The following is a 23,022-nucleotide window of genomic DNA, read 5'->3' as shown; positions in this document are numbered from 1 at the left end:
CGGGCCGAATCTATCGGCTCGGAGCCGTGCGCGCTACGTCTTTTCCAAGTCTGTCGGCACAGCGGCGTCCGGCTCGCAAGTCGCTGAGGGGCCCGCAACTAGACTTGAGGCATGTCGAACGTCCTCCAGTCCCTGCCCGTCGGCGAGCGCGTCGGCATCGCATTCTCCGGAGGTCTCGACACCTCCGTCGCGGTCGCCTGGATGCGCGACTCCGGGGCTGTGCCCTGCACGTACACGGCGGATCTCGGTCAGCCCGACGAGGACGACATCGAGGCGATCCCCGGCCGCGCGCTCGAGTACGGCGCCGAGGTGTCGCGCCTGGTCGACTGCAGGACGGCGCTCGTCGAGGAGGGGTTCGTCGCCCTCTCCTGCGGCGCCTTCCACATCCGCTCGGGCGGACGCACGTACTTCAACACGACGCCGCTCGGGCGCGCCGTGACGGGCACGCTCCTCGTGCGCGCGATGAAGGAGGACGGCGTCGACATCTGGGGCGACGGCTCGACCTACAAGGGCAACGACATCGAGCGGTTCTACCGCTACGGACTGCTCGCCAACCCCGCGCTGCGCATCTACAAGCCGTGGCTGGACGCCGAGTTCGTGACGCAGCTGGGCGGCCGTGCCGAGATGAGCCAGTGGCTCGTGGAGCACGGCTTCCCGTATCGCGACTCGGCCGAGAAGGCGTACTCGACCGACGCGAACATCTGGGGGGCGACGCACGAGGCCAAGACGCTCGAGCACCTCGACGTGTCGCTCGAGACGGTCGAGCCGATCATGGGCGTGCGGTTCTGGGACCCGGCGGTCGAGATCGAGACGGAGGACGTCACGGTCTCGTTCGAGCGCGGACGGCCCGTCGCGCTCAACGGCGCCTGGTTCGACGACCCTGTCGAGCTCGTCCTCGAAGCGAACCGCATCGGCGGCCGGCACGGCCTGGGCATGAGCGACCAGATCGAGAACCGCATCATCGAGGCGAAGTCGCGCGGCATCTACGAGGCCCCGGGCATGGCACTGCTGTTCATCGCGTACGAGCGCCTCGTCAACAGCATCCTGAACGAAGACACCCTCGCGACGTACCACGAGCAGGGCCGCCGCCTCGGGCGGCTCATGTACGAGGGACGCTGGCTCGAGCCGCAGTCGCTCATGCTGCGCGAGTCGATCCAGAAGTGGGTCGGCTCGACGATCACGGGGGAGGTCGCGCTGCGCCTGCGCCGCGGCGAGGACTACACGATCCTCGACACGACCGCGCCGCACATGTCGTACGGCCCCGAGAAGCTCTCCATGGAGCGCGTGGGCGATGCCGCCTTCGGCCCGACCGACCGCATCGGACAGCTCACGATGCGCAATCTCGACATCGCCGACTCGCGCACGCGCCTGGAGCAGTACGCGGTGCTCGGGCTCATCGGGGGCCCGACGGGCGCGCTCGTGGGGCGCCTCGAGCAGGGCGCGGCGGACGGGATCACCGAGCACGCCGTGCCGTACGACACCGCCCGCGAAGAGCTCGCCGAAGCCGTCGACGAGGCGTCCGAGTCGGCGTCGTTCGACTTCGGAGCCGACTGATCCCGATCAGCGTGACATAACTTGCACAATATTGTGCAAGTTAGTACAATTAACGGGTGACCGACACCCCTGCTGCGCGACGCCCCCGCCGCGACGCCCTCGAGAACCGCGCAGGCATCCTCGCCGCCGCGACGGCGACGATCGCGCACGACCCGCACGCCTCGATCGACACGATCGCGCGGTCTGCGGGCCTCACGCGGCGCGCGCTCTACGGTCACTTCGAAGACCGCGACGCCCTCATCCGCGAGGTCGTCGCAGCGGGGGCCCAGCGCTTCAACGCGATCGCCCTGAGCATCCACGACGACGATCCGCGCATCGCCCTCGCCCGCCTCGCGTCGCAGCTGTGGACCGAAGCCTCGCACGTGCAGGTCGCGGCATCCATCGCCCTCGACGACGCGCACGTGCTCGAGACGGCCGACGCGCTCGCGCCCCTGCGCCGCACCGTCGTCGCGATCGTGCGCCGCGGGCAGGACGCCGACGTGCTGCGGACGGATGTCGCCGCCCCGACGCTCGCGCGCCTCGTCGAAGAGGCGGCCCGTGCCGTCATCACGCGCATGGACGCGTCCTCCCCCGAGGCCCGCTCGCTCGCCGTCCGTGCCGTGCTGAGCATCGCGGGCCTGTCGTGGCGCGAAGCCGTCGCCCTCCTCGCCCGGCATCCCGAGCTCCTCGAGGAGCACCGATGAGGGTCGAGCTGTCGGGGGTGTCGAAGGGCCGCCGCGGCGTGGCCCTCCCCGAGACGACGGCCGCCTTCGCATCGGGACGCGCATCGCTCGTCGTCGCCGAGACGGAGCAGCGCCCCACGGTGCTCGGCCTCATCGCGTCCGGGCGCATGCGCCCCGACTCGGGGTCCGTCACGATCGACGGAGAGGCGGATGCCGGGGCCCTCCGCCGCCGCGTCGCGCTCATCGACGCCCCCGACGTCTCAGACCCCGCGCCGAACGTCGCGCTCGCGGGCGTCATCGCGGAGGAGCTCATGTTCGCAGGACTGCGCTCCGACCCGATCTCGGCGCGACGCTGGCTGCACCAGCACGGCGTCCGCGGGCTCTCTCGCGTTCCCATCGCCGACGTCGTGCCCGCCGTCCGCCTGCGGCTCCTCCTCGAGCTCGCGGTCCTGCGGCCCGGCGTCGACGCGATCGTGCTCGTCTCGCCCGACCGGCACGGCGGCGACCCCCGATCGTGGTGGGCGCTCGCGGGAGAGTTCGCCGCACGCGGCCTCGCCGTGCTGGTCATCTCCGGCGAGGCGTCGGCCGCGCTGCTCGCCGCCACCCCGAAGACCTCGAGACCGCGCCCCGACCGCCTGCGGCTGCGCGCAGGAGCGCCCCTCGCCCGCGGAGCACGCCGATGAAGATCCCCGCCATGATCGCCGCCGAGCTGCGCCGGCTTACCGCGACCCGGATGTCCGTCGTCGCCCTCGCCGCCCTCATGATCGTGCCCGTCCTGTACGGCGGGCTCTACCTGTGGGCGAACCAGGACCCGTACGCGAAGTTCGGCGACGTGCCGGTCGCGCTCGTCAACGACGACGCGGGGGTCGCGGCATCCGGCGACGACGCGGCGGTCGCGTACGGCGACGACGTGACCCAGGAGCTGCTCGACGGCGGCGCGTTCGACTGGCGCCCCATGACGGCGGCGCAGGCGAAGCGCGCGCTGCACGACGGCGACGTCGACTTCACCGTGACGCTTCCCGCCGACTTCTCCGCGGCGCTCACGAGCGCGGCGGACCCCGAGCCCCGCCGAGCCCGCATCGAGCTCGAGACGAACGACGCGAACAACTACCTCGCCTCGACGATCGGCGCGCAGGCGGTCGAGAAGATCCGCCGCTCGGTCGCCGAGCTCGTCGGCCGCGAGGCCGCGTCGCGCATGCTGACCGCGATCTCCGACATCCGCTCCGAGCTCTCGACGGCGGCCGACGGCGCCGCGCAGCTCGCCGACGGCGCCGCCCAGGCGTCGTCGGGGGCGCAGCAGCTGACGGCGGGATCGTCCGATCTCGCAGCCGGAGCGGCGTCTCTCGCGTCCGGCGCGCATCAGGTCGCCGACGGCGCCGCCCAGGTCGCCGACGGCACGAAGACGCTCGCGGGCTACGCCGACCGCGCCGGCTCGGCCGTGAGCTCGGCCGTCGAGCTGCTCCCGCGTGCACGGTCCGACCTCGCGGCGGCCCTCGCCGAGCAGGGCCTCGACCAGGCCCGCATCGACGAGGTGCTCGCACGCCTCGATCCGCTCGCCGACGCCGTGCGCAGCGGCGGAGACCGCGTCCAGGAGGCCGTCGGCGAGGTCGACAGGCTCGCCGCAGGAGCCGCGGACGTCGCGGCGGGTGCGGGGCAGGTCGCGACGGGGGCGGATGCCGCATCCTCCGGCGCCGGAGCGCTCCACGACGGCGCGGCGGCCCTCGCATCGGGCCTCGGCACGCTGAGCGACGGCACGGCACAGCTGCGCGACGGCCTCGCCTCGGGCGTCGCGGCGATCCCCGACTCGACGGCCGACGAACGGGCGCGGCAGGCCGCGACGATCGCCGACCCCGTCTCGGTCGAGTCCGGCGCGCTCACCTCGGCGCAGGACTACGGTGCGGGCCTCGCGCCCTTCTTCGCATCGCTCGCGGGGTGGATCGGCATCTACGCCCTGTTCCTCATCGTCAAGCCCGTCTCTCGCCGCGCCGTCACGGCTCTGCACTCGCCCGTGCGGATCACGCTGGCCGGCTGGCTCACCCCGGCGATCCTCGGCGGAGTCGGCATGATCGCGCTGTTCGGCGTCCTCTCGCTCGCCCTCGGCTTCGGCTTCGCGAACCCCCTCGGCACGCTCGGCGTCATGGTGCTCGCGTCGTTCACGTACGCCGCGATCATCCTTGCCCTGAACGTGTGGCTCGGATCCGTCGGCCAGTTCCTCGGCCTCGTGCTCATGGTGCTGCAGCTCGTGACGGCCGGCGGCACGTTCCCCTGGCAGACGCTTCCCGCTCCGCTGGCGGCACTGCACCACGTGCTGCCGATGGGGTACGTCGTCGACGCCATGCGCCAGCTCATGTACGGCGGAGATCTCGCGCGGGCAGGCGTCGACATCCTGACCCTGGCACTGTGGACGGGCCTCGCGCTCGTCGCGTCCATGGTCGGCGTGACGCGCATGACGCACCGCCGCACGCTGCGCGACCTGCAGCCGAGCCTCATCGGCTGACGCGCACGGCGGCGTGATTCGGGATCCGCCGCGACTCGGCGCTAGCATTCCAGGACGTGCCGGGCGACCCGACGTCCGGCACTCGGACCCGGCGTGCGCGGCACCGGGTCCGCCTCCTCAGCCAGAGAGAGCTCTCAATGTCGAAGCCCCCGACCGGTCCGGTCGATCTCGAGCAGCGCCGACGGCCGTCCGTCGGCCGGATCATCGGCATCGGGCTGTTCAGCCTCGTCGCCGGCGTCACCGTGATGGCCCTCGTCGCGGCGGGCGTGCTCGTGTGGACCGTGCAGCGCTCCTTCCCGCAGCTCGACGGCGAGGTGACGGCGGCCGGCCTCGACGACACGGTGACCGTGCAGCGAGACGTGCTCGGCATCCCGAGCATCACGGCCGACACGACGCACGACCTCTTCTATGCGCAGGGGTACGTGCACGCGCAGGACCGGTTCTGGGAGATGGACTTCCGCCGTCACGTGACCAGCGGCCGCGTCTCGGAGCTGTTCGGCCAGTCGCAGCTGGGCACCGACATGTTCCTGCGGACGCTCGGCTGGCACGAGATCGCCGCGCAGGAGGTCGAGGCGCTCGGCGAGACCGAGCGGTCGTACTACGACGCATACACGGACGGGGTCAACGCCTACCTCTCCGACCACGACGGCGCGGCCGTCTCGCTCGAGTACGCGGTGCTCGGTCTGCAGAACAGCGACTACGAGATCGAGAAGTGGACGCCCGCCGACTCGGTCGCGTGGCTCAAGGCGATGGCGTGGGACCTCCGCTCCAACGTCGAGAGCGAGACGGAGCGCGCCCTGCTCGCGCCCGACTACACGGCCGCGCAGCTCGCGGAGCTCTATCCCTCGTACCCGTTCGACCGCAATCCTGTCATCGTGCCGAAGATCACGGCGGTCCAGCCCGCCGGCGCGGCTTCCGGCGCCGAGCAGGGCGTCGAGACGGCCGCCGTCGAGTGGACGCAGGTCGACGGCGTCATCGAGGCCGTGAGCGCGCTCGTGGGCGACGCGGGCGAGGGCATCGGCTCGAACTCGTGGGTCGTCTCGGGCGACCTCACCGACACGGGCCTCCCTCTGCTCGCGAACGATCCGCACCTCGGCGCCTCTCTGCCGAGCGTGTGGCACCAGATCGGCCTGCACTGCCGAGTCGTCTCGGAGACGTGCCCGTTCGACGTGGCGGGCTTCGGCTTCTCCGGCGTCCCCGGCGTCGTGATCGGCCACAACGCGAGCATCGCGTGGGGTCTCACGAACCTCACGACGGACGTGACCGACCTGTACCTCGAGAAGGTCGACGGCGACGCGTACTGGCGCGACGGCTCGCTCGTCCCCCTCGAGCAGCGCACCGAGACGATCGAGGTCGCAGGAGGCGAAGACGTCGCACTCGAGATCCGCTCGACCGTGCACGGGCCCATCATCTCCGGCCTGACAGACGACTTCACGGCGATCGCGGACGACCCGTACGCGGGGTCGCGCGGCGTCTCGGCACCCCCTTCCGACGCGCTCGAGGGCGAGTACGCCGTGAGCCTGCAGTGGACCGCGCTCGCGCCCGGCACGACGCCCTCGGCGATCTTCGCGCTCAACGTCGCACAGGACTTCGCGGGCTTCCGCGAGGCCGCGAGGAAGTTCGACGTGCCCGCGCAGAACCTCGTCTACGCCGACGTGGCGGGCAACATCGGCTACCAGGCGCCCGGCAGGCTCCCGATCCGCGGTGCGGGCGACGGCTCGCTGCCGCAGCCGGGATGGGACTCGGCCTACGACTGGCGCGGCTACATCCCCTTCGACGAGCTGCCCGTCTCGTACAACCCGCCCGAGGGCTACATCGTGACCGCCAACAACGCGATCGTCGACACGTCGTATCCGTACCTCCTCACGGACGACTGGGACTACGGATGGCGCGCGGCGCGCATCACGGATCTCATCCAGCGCAAGTCCGCCGCCGGCAAGCTGACCGCCTCCGACCTGCGCGACATCCAGGCCGACACGGAGTTCTGGTTCGGCAAGCGCCTCATCGCGGCGGTCGCCGGCCTCGACGCGACGGGCGGCGAGAAGCGCGCCCTCGACCTGCTCGCGCAGTGGGACGCCAGGAACGACGCCGAGTCGGCCGCGGCCGCCTACGCGAACGTCGTGTGGGACGAGCTCGTCCAGAACCTCTTCGTGCGCGGGCGCGAGCACCCGGCTCCCCTGACGGGTCAGGGCCGGCTCTTCCTCGTGGTCGACGAGCTCCTCGGCGAGCCCGAGTCGCCGTGGTGGACGAACCGCGAGCTCGGCATCGACAGCCGTCACGAGATGCTCGAGAAGTCGGCGAAGGATGCCTATGCCCGCCTCGCCGCGATCCAGGGCGAGAACCCCGCCCGCTGGAGCTGGGGCGAGCTGCACGCCATCACCCTCACGAGCGACACGTTCGGGTCGTCGGGCATCGCGCCCATCGAGTGGCTCTTCAACCGTGGGCCGTTCGCCGTGGGCGGCGGGTCGTCCGTCGTCGACGCGACCGGCTGGGATCTCGGATCGGGCGGCTTCGACACGATCACGGTTCCGTCGATGCGCATGATCGTCGACCTGTCCGACCTCGACGCCTCGCGGTGGAACCACCTGACCGGCGCGAGCGGCCACGCGTTCCATCCGAACTACATCGACCAGACCGGGGCCTGGCAGAGGGTCGAGCTCACGCCGTGGCCCTTCTCGAAGAGGGCCGTCGACGCGGCGACGACGAACACGCTGGTGCTGACGCCGGCAGGCTGAGGGAGCGCATGGTGCCCGGCATCCCGCGACGCCGTCACGCGAGCGTCGTGCGCGAGTCGGCGGCGGCGATGAGGTGCTCGTCGTGCGACGCGACGAGCACGGCGATGCCGTCTGCCGCCAGGTCGCGCAGCAGCTCGATGAGCTGATCCGCCGTCGCGCGGTCGAGACTCGCGGTGGGCTCGTCGGCCATGACGACGGCGGGTCCGAGCAGCAGGGCGCGGGCGAACGCGACGCGCTGCCGCTCACCGCCCGAGAGCCGGTCGGGATAGTGGGTCGCGCGCGGCCCGACCCCGAGACGATGCAGGATGTCGCGGGCCGGACGTGACAGCTCGCGGGTGCGTCGATCGGGCACGGCGGGCAGCAGCACGTTCTCGAGCGCCGTGAGCCCCGAGACGAGGCTGCCGCGCTGATCGAGGTATCCCACGTGCGTCCGTCGCCGGGTCGTGACGACGTCGTCGGCGAGCCCCGTGATCTCCAGGCCCTCCCACAGCACGTGCCCGGATGCCGGGGGGACGAGTCCTGCCGCGACGCGGAGGATCGACGTCTTGCCCGAGCCGCTGCGCCCCGCGAGGCAGTGCATGCGCCCGCGCTCGAGCGTGAGGTCGTAGTCCGAGGTGATGCGCAGCGGCTCGCTCCCGGGGCGCTCGTACTGGATCGTGACGCCGCGGAGCTCGACGGCGGCGCCGCCGAGGCCGGCAGGGCCCGCGGCCGCGGGGTCGACGGAGATGCTGGTCATGAGGTGCCCTCTCTGCGGGTGGAGAACGCGAAGCCGACTGTGACGAGGCCGCCCAGCACCGCGATCGCGGTGAGCAGGATCGGGTGGCCGAGCCCGACGCGCGCGGCGCCCAACCACACTGCGGCTGCCGAGACGAGCAGCCCGGGAACCCCGATCGCGACGCCCTCGGTGCGCTGAGCGAGGGCGAGCTGCCTGCGGGTCCAGCCCGCGGCACGAAGGGCCGACCACTGGTCGGCTCGATCGGCGAGACCGATGCGGCGCGTGAGCACGGCGAGCAGGATGCCGCCCGCGGCTCCCGCGCTGCCGAGCGCGAGCTGCGGCAGCAGCTGGCGTCCCGTCACGAGCAGGGCCAGGCTCGACTGGCCGGCCGCGTCGCGTCCCGCGAGCACGGCCGACGCCAGGGCCGCCGCGGCGACTCCCACGATGGCGATCGCGACGACGTGGATGACGCTCGAGAGCGGATGAACGAGCGCCTGCCGGCTGCCGAACGCGGCGACCGAGCGGGCGCCGAGCCGGCGGGAGCGGACGTCTCGCGGCATCCGCGGTCCCATCACGCGGGATGAGGCGATGACGGCGCCGACGGCCACGACGAGTGTCGCTCCCGCGGCCGACGCCCCGGCGATCGCGGTGATGCCGGTGCCGCCCGAGATCCACCACGCTGCCGCTCCGACGGCGGCGACGATCGCAAGGCCGGGGAGCTCCTCGAGCGCGAACCAGCGCGCGATGCGGACCCGCGTGAATCCGACCTCGCGCATGACGACGGCCTGCCGGCGTCGGGCGGGCACGCCCGCGAGCTGCACGGCGCCGAGGAGCAGGACTCCCGCGGCGAGCGCGATGCCCAGGATCGAGAGCGTCGCCGCGGAGACCGAGAGCTCGACGCGGGCCGCGGCGCCGAGCTCCGACCAGCGCTGCGTGATCGTGCCGAGCTCCCCGACGGACTGGCTGCCGTCGGGGTCGGTCGTGCCGAACGCGTAGCCGTCGACGTGCACGCCGGCGTCGACCGGCGACGAGCCGGCGACGATGGATGCCGCGAACCCGAGGTCCTCGATCGCCTGTGCGACCTCGATGACACGGCGCTGGGCGTCGGGGCCGTAGCCGTCGATGCCGCCGACACGCACTCGGATGGCGCCGATCGGGGTCTCGGCGCCCCAGATCGGGGCGGACTCGATGGATCCGATCGCGACGGTCCGCGGCGAGACGAGCCCGAGCCCCGACAGGCTCGGCTGCACTCTCGCACCCGCGTGCGGGCCGTCGGCGAGCGTCGAACCGACGGGCGCGTAGGCGCCCAGCGGCACGTAGTTCGCCGCCTCGGCGTCGAGATCGAGGGTGTCGGGGTCGAACGCGCCGACGGGAACGGCCGTGATCGAGGAACCGTCCATGGCTCCCTGCCACTGGTCGCGGAGGCCTGCGTACGCCGACTCGGCGCCGACGACCGCGGGATCGGCGGCCAGCAGCTGCGACGCGGATGCGCCGACGACGTCGCTCCACTCGCGCTGCGGCGCGGTGAAGCCGTTCGCGCCGAGCGAGATGCCGTCGCCACCACGTTCGCGGAACACCGCTGCCCCGGGCGCGAAGAGCCTGCCGATGTCGAGCGTCGTCCAGTCGGGCGCCTGGTCGGCGATGCCGAGGTCGGCGCCCGGCCAGACGACGCCGGGGGCGCGAGCGGCGAACGGGTTGAGCAGGTCGGACACGTCGGTCACCGTGCTGCCGGCGGCGACGCCTGCGGTCGCGGTGGGCAGCACGTACTCGCCGAGGCCGGCGCTCCCCGCGACCCCTGCGGCGACGGATGCCGCGCCGAGGGCCGTGACGTCGAGCTTCACCGACAGCTGGGCCGCGGACTCCGCCGTCGCGAGCAGCGGGATCGCAGGCTGGTACGCGAGCCTGGCCTGCTCCTGCGCGACCCATGTGTCGTAGTCGTCGCCGTGCGCGGCGTAGAGCGCCCGCACCTCGGCGAGCCATGCCTCGTCCGGGGCGCTCGCCTCCGCGCGCGCCGCGGCGTCGTCGCGGATGCGGCGCACGAAGTCGTCCGGCGTGGCCTGAGCCTGTGCCCACTCCGTGACGTCGTCCGTCGTGAGCTCGCCGCTCGGCTTCACTCCGACGAGCGGGTCGAGGAACGCACCCGCGTCGCCGAGCAGCGCCCGCTCGGCCACCGGGTCGATGAGGGTGATGCGGGTCATCGTCTGCGGCGCGCTCGGCAGGTTGAAGGTGAGCGCGCCCGCCGGGTCGGTGGCCCATGCCATGTACCCGGAATCGTGGAGCATGGTCACGCCGTCGCCGACCTGTGACACCATGCACGAACCGCCCACGAGATGCGGGTACAGCGAGGGATCGGCCAGGTACTCGCCGTTGCGGCCGGAGAACGTGAGAGCCGTGGGCGTGCACTCGTCCGCCCGCGATCCGGACGTCTCGTCGACGATGATCGTGAACTCGAGGCGCGCGACCATGCGGTCGCCGAGCCCGTCGTTCGTCGTGTAGGTCGCAGTCACGCGGAACGCCTGAGGCGCCTCGCCCGACCCGCCCACGAACCGGGGTGGGATGACGACCTGCGGGGAGCTGAACCTCAGCCCGGGCACGACGATCTCTCCGACGGGTGCCGCGATCTGCACGCCGTCGACGCCGCGCACGTGGGCGAGATCGTCGAGCGACAGTCCCTCCTCGCCCGACGCGAGGCCGTTGGGCGGCAGCATGCCGTCGACGGGGTGCATGGCTCCCGCAGGAGTCACCAGGATGTCGTACAGTCCCCGCCAGTTCTCGTCGAGCGTCGACTGCAGGGCGATCGCGGCGGCGGACTGCACCCCCGACGCGGCGAGGGCGGTCAGCGCGAGCAGGCCGACGGCACCCACGCGCAGCGGCTGACGGAACAGCCGCCGGACGGGCCCGGGCAGTCGCCCGCGTCGCTCTCCGCGACGGCGCGGAGCAGTGTGATCGGTCATTCGGCTGCTCTTCCCGGAGACACAGGCGCGCCAACCGCGCCGCGCGGGCGGTTCACGAACCGGCTCGCGCACACAGGAGCGATCGCCCGACGGCGCTCGCTGCGCCGCCGGGCACCGCCAGCACGACCGTCGAGCCCTCCCGCTCGCACACGATCGGCGTCGCCGGGTCGGGATGCGCGAGTGGCCGGAAGGCGGCGTCGTCCACGGCGACGGCGGGCACGGCATCCGTCCCCGTCCTGGTCAGCGCCTGCGCTACGAGATCTTCCGCGATCTCGATCAGCTGTGCGGGCGTCGCCGACCCGAACTCGTCGAAGCGCGCTTCGACGGCCGACCGTGCAAGCGCGCACAGCCGCACGGCCTCAGCCGGCGGCTCGTCCTCGCCCAGGCGGTAGCGCACCGTGAAGTACGCGTCGTCGCCCACGGCGTCGCCGTCGACGCAGCGGAGCTCGTGCTCGGCAGTCAGCGCAGCCGGCGCGGGGAGCTCGGGAGCGGCCGCCGAGAGCGCGACCGCCGCGACACCGCCGCTGGCCACCGCGCACACGGCAAGCGCCGTCACCCCGACCCGCGCCCGCAGCCGCCGCCGGCGCGCGAGCTCGTCGATCCGCTCGTCGAGCTGCTCTCCCATGACCGCGAGCGTCGCCGCGAGGTAGACGCCCTCCTTGGGGCGTTCGGGTGCGCCGGGGCGCAGCATCCGCTCGCTCACGACTCCCCCCTCACCGCGAGGCGCACGGCCGCGCGGGCGCGCTCGACGCGCTTCGCGACGGCCGAGGTCGACAGGCCGAGGTGGTCGGCGGCCACGGCGTACGAGTACCCCTCGACGAGGCACAGGTGGATGACCCGCTGGTCCAGGCCGCCCAGCCGCTCGACCGCCTGCCGCACCCAACTGAGCTCCTCGATGCGCTCGTGCCGCGTTCGGTCGCCCGGCAGCAGCGATTCGTCGAGCTCGAGCGCGTCGCGGCGGGCGCGCAGCGCATTGCGCGAGAGGTTGCGGCACGTCACGAGCAACCACGGCAGCGCCGAGCGCTCCACGATCCGGATGCCGCGGAGCTTGCGCCACGCGACGATGAACACCTCCTGCGTCACGTCCTCGGCATCCCGATCGTCGCGCGTCATCGCCCACGCGTAGAGGTAGACGGCTTTTCCATGCCGCGCGTAGAGAGCGCCGAACGCGCCGCGGTCGCCGCGCTGCGCGAGCCGGATGAGCTCGCCGTCGGAGTCGGTGTCGTACATGTGCCCTCTGCGTCGGGGAAGCGCCGTCATCAGTGAGATGTCGGCACGGGCGCATTCATGACATCACAGTCCGGGACGGATGCCCGGGCCCCGTGCACAGGGCACCGGATCATGCCGCACCCGAGACCGGCACCACCCCGGCCTCGAGTCCCGCGATCCCGTCGAAGTCAGCCGGATTGCAGGGTGTAGACCGGCACACCGAGCGAGAGCGCTGTGGCGGGGATCAGGGCATCGTGCGCCCGTGCGTACGTCTTCCGGCCCGAGGTGCGCAGCGACGCGGACACGCCCCCGAATGCCCGAGCCGCGCCGGCGTCGAACGGCACGACCTCACCGTTCCCATGGAGGGGAGTGTGTCACCGGTGACACCTGAGGTGTCACCCGCCGGCCGCGGGCGGCGTCTGGCGGGACTCGGCCAGTTCGTCGACATAGAGGTTGCGATCGGCGATCGTGCCGTTGCGGTACGCCTGGCGCCCCACCATGTGCGCCGAGAGCGGCGCCGTCGCGAGCTGGATGAGCACGACCGGCACGAGGAACGCGACGACGGGCCACGACCGCAGCGACAGGGCGATCGCGAGGCAGATCACGATCAGCCCCAGCACCTGCGGCTTGGTCGCCGCGTGCAGGCGCGTCGGCACGTCGCGGAAGCGCAGCAGGCCGATCGCGGCCGACAGGCACAGGAGCGCCCCGAGCAGGACGAGCACGAGCGCGGCGACGTCGAGCGCGGCATCCATCACTGGTCCTTCCTCGCGACGAAGCGCGCGATCGAGATCGATCCGAACACGCCGACTGCAGCGATGATGAGCAGCACCGGCAGCGTGCGGGTGTGGTGGTTGATCGCCATCTCGGCGCCGAGCACGCACATGACCTCCGTCAGCAGGACGTCGGCGGCGACGGCGCGGTCGAGGATCGACGGCCCGATCACGATGCGGATGAGCGTGAGCACGGCGGCGAGCGCGAAGACGATCGAGACGACCACGAGCAGGACGTTCACGCGGCACCCCCCGCCCTCGCGGCGCCGATGGCATCCCGCACGGTCTCGAGCTGCGCGCGCGAGCCGACCGCGCGCACGATGCGCTCCTCCCAGTGCAGGATGCTCGCGCGCTGGCGCTCGACATCCTGATCCGATCGCACGCCGATGACGTGGAGGTACAGGATGCGCCTGTCGCGGTCGGCGTCGACGATGAGCGAGCCCGGGATGAGGGATGCCGTGACCGCCGTATGGGTCATGATGAGGTCGTCGTCGGTGCGCAGATGCACGGCGATGATCGCCGCGCCGGGCTGGCGGCGCCAGTCGAGCACCTGCCACGTGACCGTGAGCGATCCGTGCACGAGGGCCACGAGGAACTCGAGCACGAAGACGAGGCCCCACCACAGGTTGACGCGCCCGGACAGCTCGACGGGGGGCAGCCGGAACACGCGCGTCACGGCCACCGCCGCGATGACGCCCGTCACGAACGAGACGACCGTCAGCTGGCCCCACAGCAGCATCCACAGCGCGACCAGCCACACGAAGAACGGCAGCTGGCGCCACACGATCCGCAGGACTCTGCGCGTGGGGGTGAGGGGTTCGTCCGGGCTCATCGGCCGACCTCCTCTTCCAGCTGGACGAGACTCACGGGCTCCAGGAGCGCCGACCCGATGCGCGTGCACGCGGCGTAGAGCGGACCCGCGAACACCGTCAGCGCGACCGTGACCGCGACCATCCCCGCCGTCGCGGCGGTCATGATCTTCGGGATGACGCGCTGCTCCGTCTCGACCGTCGCAGCCGGCGACGCGCCGAGGTACGAGATGCGGGCCTCCGTCTCGGCCGAGTCGTCCTCCTCGCGCCAGAACGACAGATTCCACGCCCGCATGAGCGCGTACAGCGTGAGCAGCGACGTCAGGATGCCGGCGACGATCAGCACGATCATGATCGGGCTCCCGACGTTCGCCGCGGCGTCGAAGAGCGCGAACTTGCCGATGAAGCCGGAGAACGGCGGGAGGCCCCCGAGGTTGACGGCCGGGATGAAGTACAGCACCGCGATGACCGGGGCGGCGCGCATGAGCCCCTTGACGCGCAGGATCGAGGTCGACCCCGCACGGCGCTCGACGAGGCCCACCGCGAGGAACAGCGTCGTCTGCACGACGATGTGGTGGACCATGTAGTAGATCGTCGCGCCGATGGCGGCCGGCGTCGCGATCGCGAGCCCGAACACCATGTACCCGACGTGGCTCACGAGCGTGAACGAGAGGATGCGCTTGAGCTCCGCCTGCGCGACGGCGCCGAGAACGCCCACGATCATCGTCGCGAGCGCCACGATCGCGAGCAGGAGGTTCACGTCGCTGTCGGCGAACAGCTGCGTCTCGGTGCGGATCATGGCGTAGACGCCGACCTTGGTCAGCAGGCCCGCGAAGACCGCCGTGACGGGCGCAGGGGCTGTCGGATACGAGTCCGGCAGCCAGAACGACAGCGGGAAGACGGCAGCCTTGATGCTGAACGCGAGCAGCAGCAGCAGGTGCAGCACGAGCTGCGTCTCCTGCGGGAGCTCGGTCATGCGCTCGGCGATCTGGACCATGTTGACGGTGCCGAGCGCGCCGTAGATCATCGCGATCGCCGCGAGGAACAGGATCGACGACACGAGCGACACGACGATGTAGACGACCCCCGTGCGGATGCGGGACTCCGTGCTGCCGAGCGTGATGAGCACGTACGACGCGACGAGCAGGATCTCGAATCCGACGTAGAGATTGAACAGATCGCCCGCGATGAAGGCGTTGAAGATGCCCGCGGCCAGGATCAGGTACGACGGGTGGAAGATCGAGACGGGCGTCTCGTCGTCGCCGTCGGCGGCGCCCTGGCCGACCGAGAAGAGCAGGACCGCGAGCAGCACGATGCTCGAGACGACGACGAGCAGGGCGGAGAGCCTGTCGACGTAGAGCACGATCCCGAAGGGGACCGGCCAGCCGCCGACCGACACGGCGATGGGGCGGCCGCCCGTGTCGACGGCGTACAGCAGGACGGCCGCGATGACGAGCACGATCGCGAGCGTCGCGATCGACACCACGACCTGCGTGCGCCGATGGCGGCCGGCGATGAGGGCGATCGCCGCGCCGAGGAGCGGAAGCGTGACCAGGAGGGGGACGAGCGCGCTCATGCCTCATCGCCTCCGCTGTCGCGCGTCGGGTCGGGACGATCGGTCGGCGCGTCGTCGAGGAGCCCCGCGAAGTCGCGCGTGCCGAGGATCATGATGGGCGACGTGTCGACGCCGACGAAATCGGTCGTCGCATCGTCCGGACCGATCGCTGCGTCGTCGTCCATCGTCTCCTCGGTCGCGAGGGCGCGCCCGCGCACCTCGGCGTCGGCCTCGTCGTCGCCCACCGTGTCGGCCTGGCCGAGCTGCCACGAGCGGTAGATGAGGGCGAGCAGGAACGCCGAGACGGCGAACGTGATGACGATGGCCGTCAGCGTCAGCGCCTGCGGCAGCGGATCGGACATCTCATCCGTCTCGGCCGCGCCGAAGAACGGAGCGAGCCCAGGCTGTCCCATGACGATGAGCAGCAGCAGGTTCGCCGCGTTTCCGAGCAGCAGGAACCCGATGAGCACGCGCGTGAGGCTGCGCTCGAGCATCGCGTACACGCCGCACGCGAACAGGACCGCCATGACGACGATGAGCACGAGCGAGACGTCCATCAGGCGCTCACCCCCCGCCGTCCGCGCGAGCGGACGCGGAGCTCCTGCGTCTGGCGATCGACCTCTGCCCCGAGGCTGCGCAGCACGTCGAGCACGAGACCGATCACGACGAGGTACACGCCGATGTCGAACACCGTCGACGTGACGAACTCGAGATGGCCGACAACGGGCAGCTCGGCCTCCCAGAACGCGCTCGTGAGCGGGGAGAGACCGAACAGCAGCGGGATGATGGCGCACGCGACGGCGATCGCCATGCCCGTGCCGAGGAGCCGCCCCGCATCGGTCGGCGCCGCCGCCCCGAGCTCGTACCGTCCGCCTGCGATGTACCGCATGACGAGCGCCATGCCCGCGACGAGTCCGCCCGCGAATCCGCCGCCCGGCAGGTTGTGCCCCGCGAACAGGAGGTACAGCGACACGACGATGATCGTGTGGAAGAGGATCCGCACGATCACCTCGAGCATGATCGACCGGTTCTCGGGCAGCACGCGCTGGCCTCCGACGAGCCACGCGCGGCGGTTGCCGCGGTTCGCCGCGGTCTGTGGGCGCAGGCCCTCGTCGGTCTCGACGAGAGGGCGCCGCGCGCGGGCGGCTGCGGCCGGGAGCGAGTCGAGCGACGACAGCTCGTCGGCGCGGTGCGTCACGAAGACGAGGGATGCCACGCCCGTCGCCGCGAGGATCAGGACCGACAGCTCCCCCATCGTGTCCCACCCGCGCAGGTCGACGAGGGCGACGTTGACGACGTTGCGGCCGTGGCCGAGCAGGTAGGCGAGGTCGGGGAACCGCTCGGAGATCGGCTCGGCGACCCGCGCCGAGGTCGCGAGCACGGCGATGATCGCCATCGTGATGCCGACGGCGGCGGCGAGGACCGCGCGGGCGACGGGCTGCACGGAGGCGTTGTGCTCGCCCATCCGCGCCGGGATGCGCCGCAGCACGAGCGCGAACGCGACGAGGGTGACGGTCTCGACGAGGATCTGCGTGAGCGCGAGATCGGGCGCGCCGCTCGTCGCGAACAGCAGCACCATGCCGAGCCCCGTCACCGAGACGAGCACGACGCCCGTGTAGCGCTTGCGCGCGCGCACGGCGATGAGCCCCGCCGCGATCATGATCGGCGCGACGACGAGCTGCATGGGCGTCTGGAACGCGTCGAGCTGTGCGCGCATCACGGGGCCGGAGACGAGCGCCGTCCCCTCCGCCGCGACGAACACGACGAAGATCGTGCCGACGTACAGCGGGAGCGATCCGCGCTGCGTGAAGCTCGTCGTGACGACCGAGAGCCGCGCGATCCCGCGCAGGGCCGCGTTGTACACGTCGGGCGCCGTGAACGGCAGCGCGCGACGGGCGGGCCGATCGCGCGAGACGACGAAGACGAGCGCGCCGAGCGCGATCGCGCCGAGGGAGATCCACAGCGCGGGCTCGAACCCGTGCCACAGCGCGAGGTGATAGGCGTGCTCGGGGGCCGGGACGCCGGGCGACGAGGCCGGGGCGGTGTCGGCGTACGGGGTGACGGAGGCGTCGACGATCGGTGCCGCGATCCCCGCGACGAGCGTCAGGGCCGCGAGCAGCACGGGGGCGCCGAGGAAGCCGATCGGCGGATCGGGCCACTCCGTCCTCGGCAGCGGGAGGCCCGCGGCATCCTTCTTCGTCCAGAACGCTCCCCACACGAACCGGATGCCGTACGCGGCCGTCAGGACCGACCCGAGCACGACTCCGGCGAGGACGACGAACCCCCACGGGGACCCGCCCTCGGCCTCGTGGATGAACGCCGTCAGCGCCGCCTCCTTCGCGACGAACCCGATCGTCGGGAAGACGCCCGCCATGGAGCCCACCGCGACGATCGAGAAGATCGCCATGACGGGCGCCTGCCGCCCCACGCCGCTGAGCTCGCGGATGTCGCGGGTCGAGAGCTGGCGGTCGATGACGCCCACGACCAGGAACAGCGACGACTTGAACAGGGCGTGGCCGATCAGCAGCGCGAGACCCGCGAGCGCGGCGTCGCGCGTGCCGTACCCGAGCACGACCGCGAGGAATCCGAGCTGGCTCACTGTGCCGAACGCGAGGATGCGCTTGAGGTCGTGCTCGCGCAGCGCCTGGAAGCCGCCCAGGAGCATCGTGAACACGCCGAGCGAGAGCACGATGGGCCGCCAGGTCGGGGCGAGCGCGTAGACCGGCGCGAGGCGGGCGATGAGATAGATGCCCGCCTTCACCATCGCGGCGGCGTGCAGGTAGGCGCTCACGGGCGTCGGGGCCGCCATCGCGCCGGGGAGCCAGAAGTGGAACGGGAAGATCGCGGACTTGCTGAGCGCTCCGACGAGGATGAGGACGAGCGCGGCGTCGACGACGGGTCCCGTCGGCGCCTCGGCGAGGATCGTCGAGAGGCTCGACGTTCCGGCGTCGACGACCAGCAGCACGACCCCGATGAGCATGACGAGGCCGCCCAGGGTCGTGACCATGAGCGCCTGCAGAGCCGCCCGGCGGCTCGCAGCGCGGCGGTTGTAGAACCCGATCAGGAGGTAGGAGAGAACACTCGTGATCTCCCACATCATGACGAGCACGACGATGTCGTCGGTGAGCACGAGCCCGTACATCGCGCCCGCGAACCCCAGCAGGACGGCGCAGAACTGCCCGACTCCCTCGGTCTTGCCGCGGAAGTACCACCGGCAGTAGATCATGACGAGCGCGCCGACGCCCGTGACGATGAGCGCCATGACCCATCCGAGGGTGTCCATGCGCATGGACAGCTGGATCCCGAGGGCCGGGATCCAGTCGTATGCCTCGGCCGGTATGTCGCCGCGCATGACGGCGGCGCCCTGCAGCGCCGCGTGCGTGAACGCCGCGATCGGCAGGAGCGCCGACACGTAGAAGGCCCGCGCGCCGATGCGTCCGACGAGCCACGGAAGCACGATCGGGACGAGTGCGAACGCGCCGAGGAGGAGGAGCATCGTCGGCCTCCTCGGGGTCGTCGGGCGGGCATCGGGAAGGCGCGGCTCGGGCGATCGGGGTGTCGAGGGTCAGTCTACTGACCGCGCAGGGTCACTCGTGCGCCGGAGACGAGCATGCGCGGTCGTCGCGTGCGAGAGTGAACCGGTGGAGAGCCGTGGGATGCCGCGCTGGGCGCGCGAGCTGACCGCCGCCGTCGTCGCGCTCGGAGTGTCGCTCGTGGTCGTCTCCCTCGTCGCGGGGTCGGCGCGCGCGGAGCTGCTCTTCCGCGACGGCGACTCGCTGCTGACGGCGCTCGTCGCCCGGTCGGTCGCGGTCGGGCAGCCCCAGGACTGGGCCATGTCGACCGTGCTGTTCCTGCCGGAGCTCGCCGTGTTCGGCATCCTGTCGCTGCTCGGGACGGGGGTCGCGGGCACGCTCGCGCTCAACGGCGTCCTGAACCTCCTCGCGCTCTACGGCGCGTTCCGTGTCGTCTCCGGGTCGCACGCCCGCGCCCGCGCGCCGATCGCGGGGGCCCTGGCCGCCTTCGGCGCGTTCGCCCTGCTCGCCGTCCTCGAGAGCTCGCCGAGCCGCGACGCCCTCGAGCTCGCGTCGCTCGTCGCGACGACGACGTACTACAGCGCGACCGTGATCGCGGCGGTGGCCTCCGTCGGGCTCGTCCGTCGCGTGCTCGACGACGACGCCCGCAGGTCGTGGCCGCTGTGGGGAGTCGCGGGGGTGGCCGCGGCATCCGTCCTCTCGAATCCGCTGTTCGCCGCGTGGGCGGGCGTGCCCCTCGTCGGCGTGCTCGGCGTCATCGGCCTGCGCCGGCGCGAGCCGCGGGCGGGCTGGGCGATCGTCGCGCTCGCCGCCGGATGCGCCGCGGGGTTCCTCGGAAGGATCCCGCTCGCCCCGCTCATCGCCAACACCGGCGCGGGCTACGCAGACCCTGCGCGCTGGGCCGAGTCCCTCGCGTACTACGGGCAGCTCGCGGCCGAGCGATGGGGCTCGTCCGGCGGCCCGGCGGCGACGGCGCTGACGCTCGGTCTCCTCTCGCTGGGCGTCGCGTGCACCGTCGTGCTGGCTCGCCGGCGTGCCGCGGCGGGCGTGCTCGTCGTCGCGGCCGTGTCGTGGGCGATGCCGCTGCTCGTCGTCGGCGGCGCGATCGCCCTCGGAACGCACGCGGCCCGCTACGTGCAGCCCCTCGCGTTCGGGACGGTGCTCGCCCTGGCGGTGCTGCCGGAGCTCCTGCCGCAGCCCGCAGGCCGCGCCGTGCGCGCCGCCCCCCTCGTCGCGGGGATCGCCTCGGCCCTCGTGGTCGTCGGCGCGCTCGCGAGCGTTCCGCGTCTCGCGCACGCCGTCTCGCATCCCGATCCCGACCTCGCGTGCGTCGTCGACTGGGTCGACGCGTCGGGGCGCACGGGAGCGGGGCAGTTCTGGACCGTGCGTCTCCCCAAGGCGCGCGTCTCCGATCCGCGCACGCTCGTCCAGGTCGACCATCGGCTCGACGGCTACGCGTGGCTCGTCGACCGGGACGACTTCTCCGTCGGCCGCGTCACCTTCCTCGTGCTCGACGCGCAGTCGCCCGCCTTCGACCTGCCCGGCGCGACGACGCTCGACGACGCCGACCTCGTCTCCTGCGGCCGGTACACGATCGCCGACTTCGGCGAGCCCGGTCTGCCCCTGGGGCCGCAGCGGTCGTGACGACCGTCAGCGCGCGCGCGCCGTCGTATTCCCTTCGCGGAACACGCACGTGAAGAGGATGGATGCCGCCTCCTCGCCCGCGAGCATCGCGGCGACCGCGAGGCCCGCCGCGCGGCCCTTGTCGACCGCCGGCTGCACGAGCGTCGTGAGCTCGTAGGGCGCGAGTCCGTCGACGACGATGCCGTCGAACCCGGTCACGCTGAGGTCTTCGGGCACGCGCAGACCCGCCTCCTCGGCGGCCCGGATCACCCCGGCGGCCAGCAGGTCGCTCTGCACCGCGATCGCGGTGGGACGCACGGCGGAGTCGGCCAGGACGGCTCGACCCGCGAGCAGGCCTTCGTCGATCGAGCTGGCGGCGGCGGCGTAGGCGGCGGCATCCGGATACACGTCGCGGGCGCCGTCGAGGCGGTCTCGGGTGACGTCGATGTCGATCGTGTCGTCGTCGGCGAGCCATCCGCGGCGCCAGCCCGCGCGGGGCGGCAGCGTCACGATCGCGACGTGCTCGTGCCCGAGGCCCGCGAGGTGGCGGAGCGCCCGCGCCTGTGCTTCGCGATTGTCGAGGTCGATGCGCGGGACGCCCTCGCCCGCGTCGCCCTCGACGACGACGACGGGGATGCCGCGTCCCCGCACGGCCGCGAGCGACTCGCGCAGGTGGCCGCTGCACCCCACGAGCACGGCGGCGTCGAGCGGGGCGGACATGAGCGTGGGCTCGCCGTCGGCGTCGGTGTGATCGCGCAGGAGGAGCAGGCCGGCTCCCTGCGCCGCGACCCCGGCCGTCAGGCCGTCCATCATGAGGATCTTGACGGGGTCCTGGAAGGTGCGGCCGAGGTGCTCCTCGAACACGACGCCGACGATCCCCGATCGTCCGCGGCGCAGGGATGCCGCACGCGGGTCGGGACCCGTGTAGCCGAGCGCCTCCGCCGCGTCGAGCACACGCCGGCGGGTCGCATCGGACACGGGCGTCTTGCCGCTGAACACGACGGACGCCGTCGACGGCGAGACGCGGGCCTCGCGCGCGACGTCGGCGATCGTGGCCCGGCGCGTGCTCATGGTGTGTCGATCGTACCTCCCCGGAAGGACAGGCGTCGAATCGATTCGACAGGATGCCGCGGACTCGCTACAGTGGCGGCCATGGACCAGACCCTCACGCGGTCGCAGCTCGTGCGCTGGCGCACGGCGATCTTCGCGATCTTCCTCGCGAGCGGTCTGAGCGTCGCGACCTGGGCAGCCCGCGTGCCCGCGATCATCTCGGGGGTCGGCGTGGATCGCGCCCAGCTGGGCCTCATGCTCTTCGTCGGCGGCCTCGCGGCCGTGACCGGCCTGTCGATCAGCTCGATCGTGCTCGCGAGGTTCGGCGCGAAGCGCGGGATGCTCGTCATGATGATCCTCTTCGCGATCGGCATCGCGGTCATCGGCGTCGGCACCGACCTCCTGCACTCGCCCGGCGTCGTCGTCGCGGGGCTCGTCCTGTGGGGATTCGGGAACGGGGCCCTCGACGTCATCATGAACGTCGAGGGCGCCGCGATCGAGAAGCAGGTCGAGAAGACGATCCTGCCGCTGTTCCACGCCTTCTTCAGCTTCGGCACGGTGATCGGCGCGGGTCTCGGCATCCTCGCGATCGGCTGGGGCCTCGACGTCTTCACGCACCTGACCGCGATCGCCGTCGTCCTCCTCGTCGTCGCGTTCGTCAGCATCGCGAACGTGCCTGCGCGCGAGGCGGCGATGGACGCCGTCGACGAGCCTGCGAAGGCGGGATGGCGCGAGCGGCTCCATCTCGCGCTCTCGGCGTGGCGCGAGCCGCGCACGTACGCCCTCGGGATCGTGATGCTCGGCATGGCGTTCGCGGAGGGCGGCGCCAACGACTGGCTCGCGCTCGGCGTCGTGCAGGGCCACGGCGCGGGAGAGGAGTTCGGCGCTGCGGGACTCGCCGTGTTCTCGGTCAGCATGACGGTCGTCCGCGTGCTGGGAGGGCCCCTCGTCGACCGCTTCGGCCGCGTCGCGACCCTCCGCGTGCTCGCCGTGACGGCGACGGCGGGACTGCTGCTGTTCATCCTCGCACCGAGTCTGCCGCTCGTCTTCGCGGGGGCGGCGCTGTGGGGCGCCGGCGTCTCGCTCGGATTCCCCCTCGGCATGTCGGCCGCCGCCGACGACCCCGCGAAGGCCGCCGCGCGCGTCAGCGCGGCCGCGACGATCGGCTACATCGCGTTCCTCGCGGGCCCGCCGCTGCTCGGACTCATCAGCGAGCACATCGGCCTGCTCAACACGCTGTACATCCTCGTGGCGCTCATCGTCGCGTCCGGCCTCGCGTCGCCCGCCGCCCGGCCCATCGCGGGATCGCACGTCGGCGCGGGCGGCGGAGGACGGCCCCGCGGGTAGGCTCGTCGG

At 72.3% G+C, this 23,022-nt stretch carries 19 protein-coding genes; 7 read left to right on the top strand and 12 right to left on the bottom strand.

Going from position 1 to position 23,022, the window contains the following annotated elements:
- Positions 1 to 111 precede the first annotated feature (111 nt).
- The 5 genes from argG (at position 112) to FHS08_RS06665 (ending at position 7,448) form a co-directional block, all read left to right on the top strand.
- Positions 112 to 1,554 carry an argininosuccinate synthase gene (gene argG / locus FHS08_RS06685; RefSeq protein ID WP_167036981.1) on the top strand — a complete coding sequence of 481 codons (1,443 nt, stop codon included), beginning with the start codon at positions 112 to 114 and terminating at the stop codon, positions 1,552 to 1,554.
- A 56-nt stretch (positions 1,555 to 1,610) separates the two neighbouring features.
- Positions 1,611 to 2,237 carry a TetR family transcriptional regulator gene (locus FHS08_RS06680; RefSeq protein WP_167036978.1) on the top strand — a complete coding sequence of 209 codons (627 nt, stop codon included), beginning with the start codon at positions 1,611 to 1,613 and terminating at the stop codon, positions 2,235 to 2,237.
- On the top strand, positions 2,234 to 2,899 hold the full coding sequence (locus tag FHS08_RS06675; RefSeq protein ID WP_167036975.1) for a P-loop NTPase family protein: 666 nt from the start codon (positions 2,234 to 2,236) through the stop codon (positions 2,897 to 2,899). The genes FHS08_RS06680 and FHS08_RS06675 overlap by 4 nt, the downstream gene beginning before the upstream one ends.
- Positions 2,896 to 4,713: a YhgE/Pip family protein gene (locus FHS08_RS06670; protein ID WP_167036973.1), complete on the top strand. Its 1,818-nt coding sequence runs from the start codon at positions 2,896 to 2,898 to the stop codon at positions 4,711 to 4,713. The genes FHS08_RS06675 and FHS08_RS06670 overlap by 4 nt, the downstream gene beginning before the upstream one ends.
- A gap of 137 nt (positions 4,714 to 4,850) precedes the next feature.
- Positions 4,851 to 7,448, top strand: coding sequence for a penicillin acylase family protein (locus FHS08_RS06665; RefSeq protein ID WP_167036971.1), 2,598 nt, complete (start codon positions 4,851 to 4,853; stop codon positions 7,446 to 7,448).
- A 34-nt stretch (positions 7,449 to 7,482) separates the two neighbouring features.
- On the opposite strand, the gene FHS08_RS06660 is transcribed toward FHS08_RS06665, so the two are convergent.
- From FHS08_RS06660 to FHS08_RS06610, 11 genes are all read right to left on the bottom strand, one after another.
- The gene (locus FHS08_RS06660) at positions 7,483 to 8,184 is read right to left on the bottom strand and encodes an ABC transporter ATP-binding protein (RefSeq protein WP_167036968.1); all 702 of its coding nucleotides are present in this window, start codon (positions 8,182 to 8,184) and stop codon (positions 7,483 to 7,485) included.
- Positions 8,181 to 11,117 (bottom strand): hypothetical protein, encoded by a 2,937-nt coding sequence (locus tag FHS08_RS06655; protein WP_167036965.1) that lies wholly within the window; start codon positions 11,115 to 11,117, stop codon positions 8,181 to 8,183. The genes FHS08_RS06660 and FHS08_RS06655 overlap by 4 nt, the downstream gene beginning before the upstream one ends.
- A gap of 52 nt (positions 11,118 to 11,169) precedes the next feature.
- A complete protein-coding gene (locus tag FHS08_RS06650) occupies positions 11,170 to 11,820 on the bottom strand; it encodes a hypothetical protein (protein WP_167036962.1) in 651 nt (216 codons plus the stop codon).
- Positions 11,817 to 12,347, bottom strand: a complete 531-nt coding sequence (locus FHS08_RS06645) for an RNA polymerase sigma factor (RefSeq protein ID WP_167036959.1) — start codon at positions 12,345 to 12,347, stop codon at positions 11,817 to 11,819. Before FHS08_RS06645 ends, FHS08_RS06650 begins: the two co-directional genes overlap by 4 nt.
- 167 nt (positions 12,348 to 12,514) lie before the next feature.
- The gene (locus FHS08_RS06640; RefSeq protein ID WP_167036956.1) at positions 12,515 to 12,670 is read right to left on the bottom strand and encodes a type II toxin-antitoxin system VapC family toxin; all 156 of its coding nucleotides are present in this window, start codon (positions 12,668 to 12,670) and stop codon (positions 12,515 to 12,517) included.
- A gap of 51 nt (positions 12,671 to 12,721) precedes the next feature.
- Positions 12,722 to 13,078, bottom strand: a complete 357-nt coding sequence (gene mnhG, locus FHS08_RS06635) for a monovalent cation/H(+) antiporter subunit G (protein WP_167036953.1) — start codon at positions 13,076 to 13,078, stop codon at positions 12,722 to 12,724.
- Positions 13,078 to 13,338 (bottom strand): monovalent cation/H+ antiporter complex subunit F, encoded by a 261-nt coding sequence (locus tag FHS08_RS06630; RefSeq protein WP_167036950.1) that lies wholly within the window; start codon positions 13,336 to 13,338, stop codon positions 13,078 to 13,080. The genes mnhG and FHS08_RS06630 overlap by 1 nt, the downstream gene beginning before the upstream one ends.
- Complete coding sequence (locus tag FHS08_RS06625; RefSeq protein ID WP_167036947.1) at positions 13,335 to 13,928, bottom strand: Na+/H+ antiporter subunit E; 594 nt, start codon at positions 13,926 to 13,928, stop codon at positions 13,335 to 13,337. Before FHS08_RS06625 ends, FHS08_RS06630 begins: the two co-directional genes overlap by 4 nt.
- A complete protein-coding gene (locus FHS08_RS06620; protein ID WP_167036945.1) occupies positions 13,925 to 15,481 on the bottom strand; it encodes a Na+/H+ antiporter subunit D in 1,557 nt (518 codons plus the stop codon). Before FHS08_RS06620 ends, FHS08_RS06625 begins: the two co-directional genes overlap by 4 nt.
- Positions 15,478 to 16,017: a Na(+)/H(+) antiporter subunit C gene (locus FHS08_RS06615; protein WP_167036943.1), complete on the bottom strand. Its 540-nt coding sequence runs from the start codon at positions 16,015 to 16,017 to the stop codon at positions 15,478 to 15,480. The genes FHS08_RS06620 and FHS08_RS06615 overlap by 4 nt, the downstream gene beginning before the upstream one ends.
- The gene (locus tag FHS08_RS06610) at positions 16,017 to 18,956 is read right to left on the bottom strand and encodes a Na+/H+ antiporter subunit A (RefSeq protein WP_167036940.1); all 2,940 of its coding nucleotides are present in this window, start codon (positions 18,954 to 18,956) and stop codon (positions 16,017 to 16,019) included. Before FHS08_RS06610 ends, FHS08_RS06615 begins: the two co-directional genes overlap by 1 nt.
- A gap of 145 nt (positions 18,957 to 19,101) precedes the next feature.
- Here FHS08_RS06610 and FHS08_RS06605 point away from each other — a divergent pair, with 145 nt between their 5' ends.
- Complete coding sequence (locus FHS08_RS06605) at positions 19,102 to 20,637, top strand: hypothetical protein (protein ID WP_341800334.1); 1,536 nt, start codon at positions 19,102 to 19,104, stop codon at positions 20,635 to 20,637.
- A gap of 6 nt (positions 20,638 to 20,643) precedes the next feature.
- Here the strand turns inward: FHS08_RS06605 and FHS08_RS06600 are convergent, their stop codons facing one another.
- On the bottom strand, positions 20,644 to 21,687 hold the full coding sequence (locus FHS08_RS06600) for a LacI family DNA-binding transcriptional regulator (protein WP_167036937.1): 1,044 nt from the start codon (positions 21,685 to 21,687) through the stop codon (positions 20,644 to 20,646).
- Between the two features lie 81 nt (positions 21,688 to 21,768).
- Here FHS08_RS06600 and FHS08_RS06595 point away from each other — a divergent pair, with 81 nt between their 5' ends.
- Positions 21,769 to 23,013 carry an MFS transporter gene (locus FHS08_RS06595; protein WP_167036932.1) on the top strand — a complete coding sequence of 415 codons (1,245 nt, stop codon included), beginning with the start codon at positions 21,769 to 21,771 and terminating at the stop codon, positions 23,011 to 23,013.
- Positions 23,014 to 23,022: the final 9 nt, after the last annotated feature.

This window comes from Microbacterium ulmi (assembly GCF_011759705.1).
Lineage (GTDB): Bacteria > Actinomycetota > Actinomycetes > Actinomycetales > Microbacteriaceae > Microbacterium > Microbacterium ulmi.
The sequence above is the reverse complement of the archived record's forward strand: the minus strand, read 5'-3'. Positions and strand labels throughout refer to the sequence as shown.

Coding starts and splice junctions, on each gene's coding strand:
- FHS08_RS06625 (WP_167036947.1), bottom strand. CDS start 13,928: ATGAGCCCGGACGAACCCCTCACCCCCACGCGCAGAGTCCTGCGGATC.
- FHS08_RS06615 (WP_167036943.1), bottom strand. CDS start 16,017: ATGGACGTCTCGCTCGTGCTCATCGTCGTCATGGCGGTCCTGTTCGCG.
- FHS08_RS06655 (WP_167036965.1), bottom strand. CDS start 11,117: ATGACCGATCACACTGCTCCGCGCCGTCGCGGAGAGCGACGCGGGCGA.
- FHS08_RS06660 (WP_167036968.1), bottom strand. CDS start 8,184: ATGACCAGCATCTCCGTCGACCCCGCGGCCGCGGGCCCTGCCGGCCTC.
- FHS08_RS06665 (WP_167036971.1), top strand. CDS start 4,851: ATGTCGAAGCCCCCGACCGGTCCGGTCGATCTCGAGCAGCGCCGACGG.
- FHS08_RS06610 (WP_167036940.1), bottom strand. CDS start 18,956: ATGCTCCTCCTCCTCGGCGCGTTCGCACTCGTCCCGATCGTGCTTCCG.
- FHS08_RS06645 (WP_167036959.1), bottom strand. CDS start 12,347: ATGTACGACACCGACTCCGACGGCGAGCTCATCCGGCTCGCGCAGCGC.
- FHS08_RS06595 (WP_167036932.1), top strand. CDS start 21,769: ATGGACCAGACCCTCACGCGGTCGCAGCTCGTGCGCTGGCGCACGGCG.
- FHS08_RS06600 (WP_167036937.1), bottom strand. CDS start 21,687: ATGAGCACGCGCCGGGCCACGATCGCCGACGTCGCGCGCGAGGCCCGC.
- mnhG (WP_167036953.1), bottom strand. CDS start 13,078: ATGGATGCCGCGCTCGACGTCGCCGCGCTCGTGCTCGTCCTGCTCGGG.
- FHS08_RS06620 (WP_167036945.1), bottom strand. CDS start 15,481: ATGAGCGCGCTCGTCCCCCTCCTGGTCACGCTTCCGCTCCTCGGCGCG.
- argG (WP_167036981.1), top strand. CDS start 112: ATGTCGAACGTCCTCCAGTCCCTGCCCGTCGGCGAGCGCGTCGGCATC.
- FHS08_RS06670 (WP_167036973.1), top strand. CDS start 2,896: ATGAAGATCCCCGCCATGATCGCCGCCGAGCTGCGCCGGCTTACCGCG.
- FHS08_RS06675 (WP_167036975.1), top strand. CDS start 2,234: ATGAGGGTCGAGCTGTCGGGGGTGTCGAAGGGCCGCCGCGGCGTGGCC.